Annotated in this window: 1 protein-coding gene (only partly in view); it reads left to right on the top strand. The window is 68.6% G+C overall.

The genetic code is table 11. The features are described from left to right. Positions 1–9 precede the first annotated feature (9 nt). Positions 10–17014: the 5' portion of an SDR family NAD(P)-dependent oxidoreductase gene (locus ACWGE0_RS19475; RefSeq protein WP_452262287.1), read on the top strand. It continues 12797 nt past the right edge of the window; only the first 17005 of its 29802 coding nucleotides appear in the window; its start codon is at positions 10–12; its stop codon lies off the right edge, out of view.

Below are 17014 nucleotides of genomic sequence, written 5' to 3'. Positions count from 1 at the left end.
GGAAGCGCGATGACCACCTCTGCTAACCAGTACGTCGAGGCTCTGCGGTCGTCACTGAAGGAGATCGACCGGCTGCGCAAGCAGAACCAGCAGCTGATCGCGGCAGCGGTGGAACCGATCGCGATCGTGGGCATCGGCTGCCGGTACCCCGGCGGGGTGGCCTCGCCGGAGGACCTCTGGCAGATCGTCGCGGAAGGCAGGGACGTGATCGGCGGATTCCCCGCCGATCGCGGATGGGACGTCTCCGACCTCAACAGCGCCACGATCGAAGGTGGCTTCCTCGAAGACCCGGCGTCGTTCGACGCCGGGTTCTTCGGCATCTCGCCCCGCGAAGCCGTGGTCATGGACCCGCAGCAGCGCCTGCTCCTGGAGACCTCCTGGGAGGCCCTGGAGCGCGCGGGCGTGAACGCGCAATCGTTGCGCGGTACCAAGACCGGCGTGTTCATGGGCACCACCTCGCAGGACTACGCCGACCTGCTCTCGCGCTCGGGCGAGGACGTCGGCCTCTACGCCACGACCGCGTTCGCCGCTTCCGTGCTTTCCGGCCGCATCTCCTACCTGCTCGGGCTGGAAGGCCCCGCCGTCACCGTCGACACCGCCTGCTCGTCGTCGTTGGTGGCGCTGCACCTCGCTTCTTCCGCTTTGCGCGCCGGTGAATGCGACCTGGCGCTGGCCGGTGGTGTCGCGGTCATGACGACGCCCGCCGGGTTCGCCGCCTTCACCTCGCAGGGCGGGCTCGCCGGCAACGGGCGCTGCAAGGCGTTCTCCGACGACGCCGATGGCACAGGCTGGTCCGAGGGCGTCGGTGTGCTTGTTCTGAAGCGGCTTTCCGACGCTCAGCGCGCCGGCGACAAGATCCTCGCCGTGGTCCGCGGGTCCGCCGTGAACCAGGACGGCGCTTCCAACGGCCTGACCGCGCCGAACGGGCCGTCGCAGCAACGCGTCATCCGCCAGGCGTTGCAGAACGGTGGTCTCGCACCGTCCGATGTGGACGCTGTCGAGGCACATGGGACGGGCACCACGCTGGGCGACCCGATCGAGGCGCAGGCGATTCTCTCGGTGTACGGACAGGATCGGGCCGAGCCGCTCTACCTGGGGTCGATCAAGTCCAACATCGGTCACCCGCAGGGCGCCGCGGGTGTCGCCGGTGTGATCAAGGTGGTCATGGCGCTGCAGAACGGCCTGCTGCCCCAGACCCTGCACCTCGGCACGCCTTCCACGCAGGTCGACTGGACCAAGGGCAACGTGTCCCTGCTCGAGGACGCGCGGCCCTGGCCTTCTGTTGACCGTCCGCTGCGTGCTGGTGTGTCCGCGTTCGGTGTCTCGGGCACGAACGCGCACGTGATCCTCGAGCAGGCTCCGGCGCTGGTCGTTGAAGCTTCCGAGGTCTCTTCATCACCTGCTGTGGTGCCTTGGATTCTGTCCGGGCGTACTCCGGGTGCGTTGGAGGAGCAGCGGGTTCGGCTCCAGTCGGTCGTGGACGCGTTGGCGCCGCTCGACATCGCGTTCACCCTCGCGACCGCCCGTGCGTCGTTCGAACAGCGTGCCGTGGTGCTGCCGGACGGCACCGAGCTCGCCCGCGGTGTGGCCGCCGACGAGAACACTCTCGCGTTCCTGTTCTCCGGACAGGGGTCCCAGCGCATCGGCATGGGACGTGAGCTGCACGCCAGGTTCCCGGTGTTCGCCGCCGCGTTCGACTCGGCCCTCGCGCACCTCGACCCCGACCTGCGCTCAGTGATGTGGGGAGACGACCCCGCCGTCCTGGATCAGACCCGCTACACGCAACCCGCGTTGTTCGCCTTCGAAGTCGCCATGTTCCGGCTGCTGGAGTCGTTCGGACTCGTGCCGGAGCAGGTGGCGGGCCACTCGATCGGTGAGATCGCGGCCGCGCACGTCGCCGGGGTGTTCTCCCTGGAAGACGCCTGCGCGTTGGTGACCGCGCGGGCTTCGTTGATGCAGGCGCTTCCGGCTGGTGGCGTGATGATCGCCGTGCAGGCCACCGAACAAGAAGTGCTTCCGCTCCTGACCGACGGCGTCTCGATTGCCGCGATCAACGGCCCGGCTTCGCTGGTCATCGCCGGTGTTGAACACGAGGCGCGCAGCATTGTCGAACAGCTCAACGGTTCTACGCCCCGCAAGTCGAAGCAGCTGCCAGTCAGCCATGCGTTCCACTCGCCGCTGATGGAGCCGATGCTGGACGACTTCCGCGCGGCGATCTCCGGTATCTCGTTCAACAATCCCTCGATCCCCGTGGTGGTTCGTGGGAACGCCGAACAACCCGAGTACTGGGTGCAGCACGTCCGCGACGCCGTGCGCTTCCACGACACCGTGACGGCGATGGGGGACAAGACCTTCGTCGAGGTCGGCCCGGACGGCGTGCTGGCCGCGCTGGTCGACGACGCGGTGCCCACCTCGCGCAAGGACCGCGGCGAGGAACTGGCGTTCGTGACGGCTTTGGCGCGCCTGCACGTCGCGGGCGTTCCGGTCGACTGGGCGCGGTTGTTCGAGGGCTCCGGGGCCGAGCGGGTCGACCTGCCGACGTACGCGTTCCAGCGCCAGCGGTTCTGGCCGCGGCCGAAGACCCAGTCCGGTGACGTGCGCGGCGCAGGACTCGGCGCGGTCGGGCACCCGTTGCTCGGCGCGGCCGTGGAGCTCGCCGGCTCTGCGGGGCACCTGTTCACGTCGCGGCTGTCGCTGGCGACGCACCCGTGGCTCGCGGATCACGTGGTGATGGGGCGGGTTCTGTTCGCCGGCACCGCGTTCCTGGAACTCGCCGTTCGGGCCGCGGACGAGGTCGGCTGCGACCGCGTCGAGGAGCTCACGCTGGCCGCTCCGCTGGTGCTCACCCCGGACACCGCGGCTCAGGTGCAGGTTTCCGTTGGTGCTGTTGACTCTGCCGGCCAACGCTCGGTGGCGATCTTCTCCCGGCCTGAGGGTTCTGTTGACACGCCTTGGCTTCAGCACGCCTCCGGTGTGCTCGGCTCGGGCGTGTCCGCTGTCTGGTTCGACGCTTCGGTGTGGCCGCCCGCCGGCGCCGAGGTCGTCGACATCGCGGGGTCGTACGAGCGCTTCACCGACATGGGCTTCGACTACGGCCCGGTTTTCCAGGGCCTGCAGGCGGTCTGGCGCGGTGGCGACGGCGTGGTGTACGCCGAGGTCGCGCTGCCGGAGGGCGTCGACGGCGGGGCGTTCGGGCTGCACCCGGCGCTGCTGGACGCGGGTATGCACGCTGCCGGGTTCGGTGATCTGGGTTCGATCAGCAGGGGCGGGTTGCCGTTCTCGTGGCAGGGCGTGTCTCTGCACGCTTCGGGCGCGTCCGCGGTGCGGGTGCGGCTGTCGCGGGGCGAGGACGGCTCGATGGAGATCGCCGTCGCCGACGCGACCGGTGCTCCTGTCGCGTCCGTCGAAGCTCTGCAGACGCGGCCGGTTCCAGTCGACGAGCTGGGTTCTCAGGTCGAGCGCGACTCGTTGTTCCGCATCGAGTGGGCGCCCGTGGAGCTGCCGGTCGGGTTCGCCGAGCAGACCGTCGCGGTGCTCGGGCCGGACGTGCTGTCGCTGGCGGCGGGTCCGGTCGTCACCGAGTTGACGGACGCCGATCTGACGCTGGTTCCTGTTGTCGGCACTGATGTTCGCGAAACGTGTGCGCGGGTGCTGTCGCTGATCCAGGAAGCGCTGCCCAGGTCTGGACGAGTGGCGTTCGTGACGCGGGGTGCGGTCGATGGCGATGATCTCGCTGCCGCCGCCGCGAGGGGTCTGGTCCGGTCAGCGCAGTCCGAGCATCCCGGCCGGTTCGTGCTGGTGGATCTGGACTTCTCGGACGCCTCTGTCGGCGCGGTGTTACACGCACTGACGACCGACGAGCCGGTGCTGGCGATTCGCGACGGTGTCGTTCTCGCGGCACGGCTTGCGCGGGCGGCGTTGCCCACCTCGTCGCTCACGTGGTCCGGTCGCGTGCTGATCACCGGTGGTACGGGTGGACTTGGCCAGCTGGTGGCCATGCATCTCGTCGCCGAACACGGTGTTCGTGAGCTGCTACTGGTCTCGCGTGGCGGTTCTGCCGACGTTTCGGCGTTGCAGGAACTGGGTGCCGACGTGATCGTCGAGGCGTGCGACGTCTCCGATCGTTCCGCGCTTGAATCGTTGCTGTCGCGGCACTCTGTCGGCGGCGTGGTGCACACGGCCGCCGTGCTCGACGACGGTGTCGTGGAGTCCTTGACGCCAGAGCGCATCTCGACGGTTCTGCGTCCGAAGGCGGACGCGGCGCTGCACCTGCACGAGCTGTTGCCTGACGTGCCTTTCGTGCTGTTCTCCTCGGCGGCAGGCACGTTCGGCGGTGCCGGCCAGGCGAACTACGCTGCTGCCAACGCTTTCCTCGACGCTCTGGCACGGGTGCGCCGGGCTTCCGGGCAGCACGCGGTCGCGTTGGCGTGGGGTGCGTGGGAGCAGACCTCGGGCATGACCGCCGCGATGTCGGACGCCGACATGCAGCGCATCGCCCGTTCCGGCATGCCGCCGTTGAAGGTGTCCGAGGGCCTCGCGCTGTTCGACGCCGGTGCCGCCGGTTCCGACGCTTTCCTGCTGCCCCTTCGTCTGGACCTTCCGGCACTGCGGCAGCACGGCGCACCTCCACCGTTGCTGCGTGGCCTGATCAAGACGCCGAAACGTCGTGCGGCCGCGCAGTCCTTTGCGGCGGAAGGCCTTGTCGCGGAGCTGTCGCGTCTCGGTTCCGGCGCACGCCTGGAAGCGCTGCTGAACCTGGTCGCCACCGAGGTCGCCGCGGTGCTCGGCCACGGCAGTGCGTCCGAAGTGGACCGCACGCGTACGTTCCAGGGCCTCGGGTTCGACTCGCTGACCGCCGTCGAGCTGCGCAACCGCCTGACCGCCTCGACCGGCATCCGGCTGCCCGCGACCCTGATCTTCGACTACCCGACCGCCGGCTCCCTGGCCGCCTACCTCCTCGACGAGCTGTTCGGCGCCGACGTCTTCGTGCCGGAGGTCTTGCCGGGCGCGGTTTCCGACGACCCGATCGTGATCGTCGGCATGGCCTGTCACTACCCCGGCGGTGTGTCGTCGCCGGAAGACCTGTGGCGCCTGGTGTTCGAGGAGCGCGACGGCGTCACCGGCTTCCCGGCGAACCGCGGCTGGGACCTGGACTCGCTCTACGACCCGGACCCTGACGCGTCCGGCAAGACCCACGTCATGCAGGGTGGCTTCCTGCACGACGCACCGTCGTTCGACCCGGACTTCTTCGGCATGTCCCCGCGCGAGGCTCTCGCCACGGACGTCCAGCACAGGTTGTTGTTGCAGACCGCGTGGGAGGCGTTCGAGCGCGCGGGCATCGATCCGGCTTCGGTGCGCGGCTCCAAGACCGGCGTCTTCGCGGGCGTGATGTCCAACGACTACTCGACTTTGGTGTCCGACGACATCTTCGAGGGCTACCAGGGCACCGGCACCGCGCAGAGCGTCCTGTCCGGCCGCGTCGCCTACACCTTCGGCCTCGAAGGCCCCGCGGTCACCGTCGACACCGCGTGCTCTTCGTCCCTGGTCGCCCTGCACCTCGCGTCTTCCGCACTGCGCAACGGAGAATGCTCGCTGGCGCTGGCCGGCGGCGTCACCGTGATGTCGACGCCGGGCTCGTTCGTCGCCTTCTCGAAGCAGCGCGGTCTGGCGATGGACGGCCGCTGCAAGTCCTTCGCCGACGCCGCCGACGGCACCGGCTGGGGCGAGGGCGTCGGCCTGCTCGTTTTGGAACGCCAGTCCGACGCGCTGCGCAACGGCCACACGGTTCTGGCTGTCGTGCGCGGTTCCGCGGTCAATCAGGACGGCGCTTCGAACGGCCTCACCGCCCCGAACGGCCCGTCGCAGCAACGCGTGATCCGCTCGGCTCTCGCTTCCGCCGGCTTGTCCGTCGCCGACGTCGATGTCGTCGAGGCCCACGGCACCGGCACCACCCTCGGCGACCCGATCGAGGCCCAGGCACTGCTCGCCGTCTACGGCCAGGACCGGCCCTCGCCGCTGCTGCTCGGCTCGATCAAGTCCAACATCGGTCACACGCAGGCCGCCGCCGGTGTCGCCGGCATCATCAAGATGGTCCACGCGATGCGGCACGGCGTCGTGCCCGCGACCCTGCACGTCGACCAGCCCTCCACCCACATCGACTGGACAGCGGGCGAAGTCTCGCTCGTCACCGCCGCGACCTCGTGGCCCGAAGTCTCCCGCCCATGCCGCGCGGGCGTCTCGTCGTTCGGCGTCTCCGGCACCAACGCGCATGTGATCCTCGAGTCCGCAACCCCGTCCTCGGTTTCTGTGGACAACTCGGGACCTGTGGACAACCCGGTTCCGTGGCTGGTGTCGGCGAGGTCGGCGGTGTCGCTCGAAGGTCAGGTAGAGGCGATCAAGGCGTGGCCTGGGGATGCGGCGGACATCGCGTTCTCGTTGCTGACCACGCGGGCGATGTTCGATCACCGGGCGGTGGTGCTGGACGGCGAGGTGCTGGCGTCCGGGGTGGCGCGGACCGGTGAGCTGGCGTTCCTGTTCAGCGGGCAGGGGTCGCAGCGGGTGGGCATGGGGCGCGAGCTGTACGCGGCGTTCCCGGTGTTCGCTGAAGCGCTCGATGCCGTGCTGGTGCACCTCGACCCGGCCGTTCGTGAGGTCATGTGGGGCGACGACCAGGAGAAGCTGAACCAGACCGGGTACACGCAGCCCGCGCTGTTCGCGTTCCAGGTGGCGCTGTACCGGCTGTTCGAGTCCTACGGCGTGAAGCCCAGTCGCGTTGCGGGTCACTCGATCGGTGAGATCGCGGCCGCCCACGTCGCCGGGGTGCTGTCGCTCGAGGACGCCTGTCAGCTCGTGACCGCGCGCGCTTCGCTGATGCAGGCGTTGCCGGCGGGTGGCGCGATGGTGTCGGTGGTCGCGTCCGAGAAGAAGGTGCGTGAGCACCTGACTGACGGTGTGTCGATCGCGGTGGTCAACGGACCTCGGTCCGTGGTGATCGCCGGTGTCGAAGAAGAAGTGCTCGCCATCGCGTCGAAGTGGAAGAACAAGCGGCTGAAGGTGTCGCACGCGTTCCACTCGCCGTTGATGGAGCCGATGCTCGACGACTTCCGCGAGGCGATCAGCGGACTCACCTTCCACGAGCCGCTTGTCCAGATGTCAACATCCGGACAAGTGGACACCGTCGACTACTGGGTCGACCACGTTCGCGACACCGTGCGGTTCCACGACAACGTCACCGCGTTGGGCAACGTGAAGTTCCTGGAGATCGGGCCCGACGGTGTGCTGTCCGCGATGGTCGACGGGTGCGTGCCCGCGGTGCGGCGCAACGTTGACGAGGTCAAGTCAATGTTGACTGCATTGAGTCGAATCAATGTTGACGGCGTCAATGTTGATTGGAACAAGTTCTGTCAACATGGCCGGAAGATTGACCTGCCGACGTACGCATTCGAGCAGCGAACGTTCTGGCCTGAGGTCTCCACACGCCTGGATGTCCGGTCGGCCGGTCTCGGCGCGATCGAGCACCCGCTGCTCGGCGCAGCCGTCGAGCTTGCCGGGCCAGGAGGAAACACAGAGGGCCTGCTGTTCACGAGCAGGCTGTCGCTGCGCACCCACCCGTGGTTGCGAGACCACTCGCTGCACGGCAAGGTGCTGGTGCCTGGTGCGGCGCTCGTCGAGCTCGCGTTGCGGGCCGCGGACGAGGTGGGCCTCGACAGCGTTGACGAGCTGACGATCGCGGCGCCGCTGGTGCTGCCGGAGTCGGGTGCTGTGCAGGTGCAGATCCGGGTCGGCGCGGACGGTGATCGTCGGGCGATCGCGATTCACGGCCGTCCCGAGGACAGCGACCTGCCGTGGACCGAGCATGCGGCAGGCTTCCTGGCTTCGGGAACTATTGCTGCGGAGTTCGACGCCTCCGTGTGGCCGCCTGCTGGCGCTGAGGCCGTGCAGGTCGAGGGTGCGTACGAGCGGTTCGCGGAGCTCGGGTTCGACTACGGGCACGCGTTCCAGGGGCTGCGGGCCGCGTGGAAGCTGGGCGACCAGGTGTTCGCCGAGATCGCGTTGCCCGAGGACGTGACAGCCAACGGCTTCGGCATCCACCCGGCACTGCTGGACGCGGCGCTGCACGCGGTGGCGTTCGCCGACCAGCGGACCGAGGGCGCGGTGCCGTTCTCGTGGGAAAGTGTTGCGCTGCACGCGGTTGGGGCCACGGTGCTGCGGGTGCGTCTGCGGACCACCGGCGACAGCTCGATGGAGATAGCCATCGCTGACACGGCCGGTGCGCCGGTGGCGACGGTCGGGTCGCTCGTGACACGGGCTGTGTCGGCGCAGCAGCTCAGTGCGGCGCAGGACGCGTTGTTCGGGCTGGATTGGGTGCCGATCATGCTCACCGAGGCGGTTCCGGCAGCTCACGTCGTGGAGCATGTTGCTGGTGAAGGCTCTCCGGTCGAGTCCGCGCATGTGTTGACAGCAGGCGTCTTGGCGAAGATCCAGGAGTGGATCGCGGCCGAACGTGCCGAGAAGCTCGTTTTCGTGACGCAGCAGGGTGATCTGGGTGCGTCGGCGGTGTGGGGACTGGTGCGGGCCGCGCAGTCGGAGCACCCCGGCCGGTTCGCGTTGGTCGAGACCGACGGCGACCTGCCTGACGCGGTGCTCGCCAGTGCCGAGCCGCAGCTGAGGGTGCGCGGCGGCGAGGTGTTCGTGCCGCGCGTCGCCCGGATCGCCGCCGGTGACGGCGTTGTGCTGGAAGGACCTGTGCTGATCACCGGCGGTACCGGTGGGCTCGGCCAGGTCATCGCGCGGCATCTCGTTGCCGCACATGGTGTTCGTGATCTGGTGCTGGTGAGCCGGCGCGGTGAGACGCCGGACTGGGTGGCGGATCTGGACGCGTCGGTCACCGTCGCGGCGTGCGACGTCGTGGATCGGCACGCGGTTGCGAGCCTCCTTGCGGGTCACCAGATCCGTTCGATCGTGCACACCGCCGGCGTGCTGGACGACGGCGTCATCGAGTCGCTCACGCCCGAACGTTTGTCCGCAGTGTTGCGGCCCAAGGTCGACGCCGCGTGGAACCTGCACGAGCTGGCGGGCGATGTCTCGGCGTTCGTCGTCTATTCGTCCGGTGCGGGCGTCTTCGGTTCGTCCGGCCAGGGCAACTACGCGGCGGGCAACACGTTCCTCGACGCTCTGATCGAGCACCGGCGCGCTGCCGGACTGCCGGGGGTTTCGCTGGCGTGGGGTGCGTGGGCCGGGACGGGCATGCTGTCCGGTGCCGACGCCGAACGCCTGGCGAAGTCCGGCATGCCGCCGATCACGCCGGAGGAAGGGGTCGAACTCTTCGACGCCGCACTGTCTTCCGGTGCCTCGCTGGTGCTGCCGCTGCGGCTCGACCTGCCGGTGTTCCGGACGCGCGGCGAGGTTCCCGCGGTGCTGCAGGGCCTGGTGAAGGTCCGCGCCCGTCGCGCGGCCGCCTCCAGCACGTCGTCCTCGTTGGCGCAGAAGCTCTCTGGTCTTGATGAGTCCGGTCGTCTCGGCGCACTGCTCGACCTGGTGCGCACCGAGGTCGGCGTGGTGCTCGGGCACAGTGGCGGCGAGACGATCGACCCGGCGCGCGCGTTCCAGTCGCTGGGTTTCGACTCGCTGACGGCCGTCGAACTGCGCAACCGCCTCGGTGAGGTCACCGGACTGCGGCTGCCGGTGACGCTGACGTTCGACTACCCGACCTCCGCGGTGCTGGCTGGTTTCTTGAAGGACGAGCTGTTCGGGGCCTCGGACGTGGTCTCGGATCGGCCTGTCGCTCTGTCCACTTCGGACGATCCGATCGTGATCGTCGGCATGGCCTGCCGCTACCCCGGAGGCGTGTCGTCGCCAGAGGACCTGTGGCGGCTGGTGTCCGACGGCGTCGACGCCATCACGGAGTTCCCCGTCAACCGCGGCTGGGACACCGACGGCCTCTACCACCCGGACCCCGACCACGCGGGCACGACCTACTCGATCTCGGGCGGTTTCCTGCACGAGGCGGGCGCGTTCGACCCGGCGTTCTTCGGCATGTCGCCGCGCGAGGCCATCGCCACGGACTCCCAGCAGCGCCTGCTGCTGGAGACCACCTGGGAGGCACTGGAACGTTCCGGGATCGACCCGGCCTCGTTGCGCGGCAGTGCGACCGGCGTCTTCACCGGCGTCATGTACAACGACTACGCGTCCATTCTGGACGGTGGAGAGTTCGAGGGACACCAGGGTCAGGGCAGCGCGGGCTCGATCGCCTCGGGCCGCGTCTCCTACACGTTCGGCTTCGAGGGTCCGGCCGTCACGGTCGACACGGCTTGCTCTTCTTCTTTGGTGGCCTTGCATCTGGCTTCGCAGGCGCTGAGGTCGGGGGAGTGCTCGCTCGCTGTCGCCGGTGGCGTGACGGTGATGTCGACGCCCACCACCTACGTCGAGTTCTCCCGCCAGCGCGGTCTTTCCGTTGACGGGCGCTGCAAGGCGTTCTCCGACGAGGCGGACGGCACCGGCTGGGGCGAGGGTGTCGGTCTGCTGGTGCTGGAGCGCCAGTCCGATGCGCTGCGCAACGGCCACACGGTTCTGGCAGTCGTGCGCGGCTCCGCGGTCAACCAGGACGGCGCTTCCAACGGCCTGACCGCACCGAACGGCCCGTCGCAGCAACGCGTGATCCGCGCGGCGCTGGCTTCGGCCGGTCTGTCGCCCGCGGACGTCGACGCCGTCGAGGCGCACGGCACCGCCACGAAGCTCGGCGACCCGATCGAGGCCCAGGCGCTGCTCGCCGTCTACGGGCAGGACCGCTCCGAGCCGCTCTACCTGGGCTCGATCAAGTCGAACATCGGCCACACGCAGGCCGCCGCCGGTGTCGCGGGCATCATCAAGATGGTGCAGGCGCTGCACCACGGCGTGCTGCCTCAGACCTTGCATGTCGACACGCCGACCACGCAGGTCGACTGGGAGTCCGGTGCCGTCAAGGTGCTGAGCTCGCCCCGCACGTGGCCCGAGGTCTCCCGCGCGCGCCGCGCGGGGGTCTCGTCGTTCGGTGTCTCCGGCACCAACGCGCACGTGATCTTGGAGGCGCCGAGCGGTCAGGAATTGTCAGACCTGCCTGAGATGATTGGGATGGGGGGTAGTTCCCCCCAGGGGGCCGGCCAATCGGGATCGATTCCGATGGGCTGGCCGACTCCGCTGGCGGTGTCGGCGAAGTCGGCTGGGGCGTTGCGGGCGCAGGTCGAGCGGATCGCGGCGTTGGTGGACAGTGGTGTGTCTGCTGTGGACGTCGGGTTCTCGTTGGCGACCACGCGCGCGTTGTTCGAGCATCGGGCCGTTGTGCTTGACGGTGAGGTTGTTGCCGAGGGTGTCGCTGGTGCGAAGCCGTTGGCGTTCCTGTTCTCCGGGCAGGGGGCTCAGCGGGTTGGGGCTGGGCGGGAGCTGTATGAGGCGTTCCCGGTGTTCGCCGGGGCGTTCGATGCCGCGCTGGTGCACCTCGACCCCGCGTTGCGCGAGGTCATGTGGGGTGATGACCAGGAAGCGCTGAACCAGACCGGGTTCGCACAGCCGGCATTGTTTGCCGTTGAGGTGGCGCTGTACCGGTTGATCGAGTCGTTCGGGGTGAGGCCCGATCACCTGGTGGGGCACTCGATCGGTGAGATCGCGGCGGCGCATGTCGCTGGGGTGCTGAGCCTTGAGGACGCCTCGCTGCTGGTCACGGCTCGTGCGGCGCTCATGCAGGCGTTGCCGGCCGGTGGCGCGATGGTGTCGGTCATCGCGTCAGAAGAAGAGGTGCTGCCGCATCTGACGGCCGGTGTGTCGATCGCGGCGATCAACGGGCCGCGCACGGTGGTGATCGCTGGTGTTGAAGACGAGGTCGTCAAGGTTGCGGAGCGGTGGAAGCACAAGCGGCTGAAGGTGTCGCACGCGTTCCACTCGCCGTTGATGGAGCCGATGCTGGAGGACTTCCGTGAGGCGATCAGCGGCCTGACGTTCCACGAGCCGGTTGTCCGGATGTCGACATCGGGGCAAGTGAATACAGTCGACTGCTGGGTCAACCACGTTCGGGACGCGGTGCGCTTCCACGAGAACGTCACTCGGCTGGGTGACGTCACGTTGCTGGAGATCGGGCCGGACGCACAGTTGAGCGCGTTGGTGGACGGTTCCACGGCGGTGTTGAGGCGGGACCGCGGTGAAGTCGCGTCAATGTTGACTGCACTCAGTCAAGTACATGTTGACGGAATCAATGTTGACTGGACGCCGCTGTACACAGGTGGACGCAAGGTTGATCTGCCCACCTATGCGTTCGAGCACCAGATGTTCTGGCCGAAGGCGGTACGCAGGGCCGGCGACGTCGGTGCGTTGGGCCTCACGCGGGTCGAGCACCCGTTGCTCGGGGCGTCGGTCGACGTCGCCGGACAGGACGGGTATCTGTTCACCAGCCGGTTGTCGCTGGGTTCGCACCCGTGGCTCGCGGATCACACGGTGTTCGGGCAGGTGTTGCTGCCCGGCACGGCGTTCCTGGAGCTTGCGGTGCGGGCCGGTGACGAGGTCGGGCTGGACTGCGTCGACGAGCTGACGCTGGCCGCGCCGCTCGTGCTGCCGGAACAGGGCGCGGTGCGGGTTCAGGTCGCGGTGGGCGTTGAGGAGAACGGGCGTCGTGCGGTCGAGGTGTTCTCACGGCCCGACGGCGCTGATGAGTCGTGGACGCAGCACGCGACCGGCTTCCTGGCTAGCGGTATCTCGAACAGCGACTTCGACGAACCTGCTTTTGATGCAACTGTATGGCCGCCGGTAGGCGCGGAGAGCGTTGACGTCGAAGGTGCTTACGAGCGGTTCGCGGAGAACGGGTTCGACTACGGGCCGGTGTTCCAGGGGCTGCGGGCCGTGTGGCGCGCGGATGGCGAGGTGTTCGCCGAGGTCGCGCTGCCGGAAGGGGTGGACGGGGCGGCGTTCGGGCTGCACCCGGCGCTGCTCGACGCCACGCTGCACGCCGGTGGGTTCTTCGGCGGGACCGAGGCGGGGCTGCCGTTCTCGTGGGAGAACGTGTCGCTGCACGCCGTCGGAGCCTCCTCGGTCCGGGTGAGGCTGCGGCGCAACGGTGACGCGTGGGTGATCGCGGTCGCCGATGCGGCGGGTGCGCCGGTTGCCACCGTTGGGTCGTTGGTGACGCGGGCGGTGTCCGGGCAGCAGGTGAGCGGGGTGGATCGCGACTCGTTGTTCCGGCTCGACTGGGTGCCCGTGTCGCTGCCTCAGGCCGGTGCTGCCGCCGTGGTGGTGGAGGAGTTCGTTGGCGACGGGGATGTCGTCAAGCAGACGCACGCTCTCGCCGCCCGTGCGCTCGAGTTGGTGCAGCGCTGGATCGCCGAGGAGCGCGCGGAACGGCTTGTGTTCGTGACGCGTCAGGACGACCTGGCCGCGAGCGCGGTGCACGGTCTCGTTCGGGCCGCACAGAACGAGCACCCCGGCCGGTTCACGCTCATCGACACCGACGCCGACGTGTCCGAGCAGGTTCTCGCGATCGACGAGCCGCAGCTGCGGGTGCGCGATGGCCAGGTGTTCGCGGCACGGCTCGCCCGCGCCGAGGCGGCGGAACCCGGCGAGTTCGCCGGTCCGGTGCTGATCACCGGCGGCACGGGTGGGCTGGGGCGCGTGATCGCCCAGCACCTCGTCGAACGTTACGGCGTCAAGGAACTCGTGCTGGTCAGCCGCACCGGCAAGGCTGACGTGTCCGATTTGGACGCCAATGTTGCGGTGGTCGCGTGCGATGTCAGCGACCGCAAGGCGCTGCAGAAGGTGTTGAAGAAGCACAAGGTGCGCAGCATTGTGCACACGGCTGGAGTGCTGGACGACGGCGTGGTCGAGTCGCTCACGCCAGAGCGGCTGGCGAAGGTGTTGCGGCCCAAGGTTGATGCCGCGTGGAACCTGCACGAGCTCACGAAGGACTTGGACAAGTTCGTCCTCTTCTCCAGCGCCGCAGGGACGTTCGGCGCCGCTGGGCAGGCGAACTACGCGGCGGGCAACGCGTTCCTAGACGCGCTTGCGTTGCACCGCAAAGACCAAGGGCTCCCGGCCGTGTCGCTGGCGTGGGGTGCTTGGAACCAGACCGGCATGCTGTCGGAGGCCGACGCCGAGCGCATGGCCCGAGGCGGCACGCCAACGTTGTCGGTGGAGCAAGGGCTCGCGCTGTTCGACGCGGCGATCGCCGGTGAGGACGCGGTGCTGCTGCCGTTGCGCCTCGACCTCGCGACGTTGCGCGACCACGCCGAGATCCGCCCGCTGCTGCGTGGCCTGATCCGGACGCGGGCTCGCCGTGCCGCGGCTCAGGCTGATGCCGGGCTCGTCCAGCGGCTCACCGCGATGGCACCCGAAGCGCGTCTGGTCACGTTGCTCGACCTGGTCCGCACCGAGGTCGCTGCCGTGCTCGGCCACGATGGCGTGGCCGCAGTGGATCCTGCGAAGGCGTTCCAGGACCTCGGTTTCGACTCGCTCACCGCGGTCGACCTGCGCAACCGCCTGACCGGCGTCACCGGGCTGCGGCTGCCCAGCACGCTGATCTTCGACTACCCGACGTCCGCGGTGCTCGCCGGCTTCCTGCGGGACGAACTGTTCGGCGCCGATGAGACCTCGACCGCCCTGCCGACGCTGGTGTCCACTTCGGACGATCCGATCGTGATCGTGGGCATGGCCTGCCGCTACCCCGGCGGTGTCACCACGCCGGAACAGCTGTGGGACCTCGTGGTCGACGGTCGCGACGCCATCACCGAGTTCCCGTCCAACCGCGGCTGGGACCTCGACTCGCTCTACCACCCGGACCCCGACCACATCGGCACCTCGTACACGAAGTCCGGCGGCTTCCTGCACGACGCCGACCAGTTCGACCCTGAGTTCTTCGGCATGTCGCCGCGCGAGGCCGTGTCGACCGACGCCCAGCAGCGGCTGTTGCTCGAGGCGTCGTGGGAGGCGTTGGAGCGCGCGGGTATCGACCCTGTTGGGTTGAAGGGAAGCCCGACCGGTGTGTTCGCCGGCGTCATGTACAACGACTACTCGCTGCTGCTCGAAGGTGATTCCGAGGGCTACCAGACGACCGGTGGCTCGCCATCTGTCGTATCGGGCCGTGTCTCCTACACGTTCGGTTTCGAGGGTCCCGCGGTCACCCTCGACACGGCGTGCTCGTCGTCGTTGGTCGCCATGCACTGGGCGATGCAGGCTCTCCGTGCTGGTGAATGCTCGCTGGCGCTGGCCGGCGGTGTGACTGTCCTGGCTTCGCCGGGGGCGTTCATCGGGTTTTCGCGGCAGCGCGGGCTCTCGCCGGACGGTCGTTGCAAGGCCTTCTCCGACTCGGCGGACGGTGTCGGCTGGTCCGAGGGCGTCGGTGTGGTCGTGCTAGAGCGTCTGTCTGACGCTGTGCGAAACGGCCACGATGTTCTGGCCGTCGTGCGTGGTTCCGCGGTCAACCAAGACGGTGCTTCCAACGGCCTGACTGCGCCGAACGGTCCTTCGCAGCAGCGGGTGATTCGCCAGGCCCTGGCTTCGGCGGGACTGTCCACTGCGGACGTCGACGTCGTCGAGGCGCACGGCACGGGCACGACGCTGGGCGACCCGATCGAGGCTCAGGCGCTGCTCGCGACCTATGGACAGGATCGAGCCGAGCCGCTGCTGCTCGGCTCGATCAAGTCGAACATCGGCCACACGCAGGCCGCGGCCGGTGTTGCCGGTGTCATCAAGATGGTGCAGGCGCTGCGTCACGGTGTTGTGCCGCAGACGCTTCACGTCGACGAGCCTTCGTCCCACGTGGATTGGGAGGCGGGCGCGGTCCAGCTGCTCACCGGCAACGCTTCGTGGCCAGCGGTGTCGCGGGCCCGCCGCGCAGCCGTCTCGTCGTTCGGCGTCTCCGGCACGAACGCGCACGTGATCTTGGAAAGCCCGAGCGCTCAGGAATTGTCAGACCTGCCTGAGATGATTGGGATGGGGGGTGGATCCCCCCAGGGGGTCAGCCAATCGGGATCGATTCCGCAGGGCGCGGCGGTGCCGTTCGAGCTGCCGTTCGAGGTGCCGTTGGTGGTGTCGGCCAAGTCCGCGGCGTCGTTGAAGGCTCAGGTCGAGAAGATTCGGGCGCTGGTGGAGAGCGGTGCCTCGGCGGTGGACGTCGGGTACTCGTTGGCGACCACTCGCGCGCTGTTCGATCACCGGGCGGTGGTGTGGAACGGCGTTGAGCTGGCCAGTGGCGTGGTGCGGAACCGGCCGCTTGCCATGGTGTTCTCGGGGCAGGGGTCGCAGCGCGTCGGGATGGCGCGGGAGCTGTACGAGGCGTTCCCGGTGTTCGCTGAGGCGTTGGACGCCGCGCTCGTCAACCTTGATCCGGCGTTGCGGGATGTCATGTGGGGTGACGATCAGGAGGCGTTGAACCAGACCGGGTACGCGCAGCCGGCGATCTTCGCGGTCGAAGTGGCGCTGTACCGGTTGCTGGAGTCGTTCGGGGTGAGGCCCGCGCAGCTTGCCGGGCACTCGATCGGTGAGATCGCGGCGGCGCACGTTGCGGGCGTGTTCAGCCTGGAGGACGCGTGCCTCCTCGTCACCGCGCGGTCTGCGCTCATGCAGAACCTTCCGGCTGGTGGCGCGATGGTGTCGGTCATCGCGTCAGAGGAAGAAGTGCTCGAGCACCTGACTGACGGTGTGTCCATTGCCGCTGTCAACGGGCCGCGGTCGGTGGTGATCGCTGGTGTCGAGGAGGAGGTCGTCCGGCTTGCGGAGCGGTGGAAGGGCAAGCGGCTGAAGGTCAGCCACGCGTTCCACTCGGCGTTGATGGAGCCGATGCTGGAGGACTTCCGTGAGGCGATCGCGGACATCGAGTTCTCCGAGCCGGTTGTCCAGATGTCAACATCCGGACAAGTGGACACCATCGATTACTGGGTCAATCACGTGCGTGACGTGGTGCGGTTCCACGAGAACGTCACTCGGCTGGGTGACGTCACGGTGCTGGAGGTCGGGCCGGACGCGCAGTTGACGGCGATGGTTGACGGGTTGATTCCGACGT

It is taken from the genome of Lentzea sp. NPDC054927 (assembly GCF_053610285.1).
The sequence above is the reverse complement of the archived record's forward strand: the minus strand, read 5'-3'. Positions and strand labels throughout refer to the sequence as shown.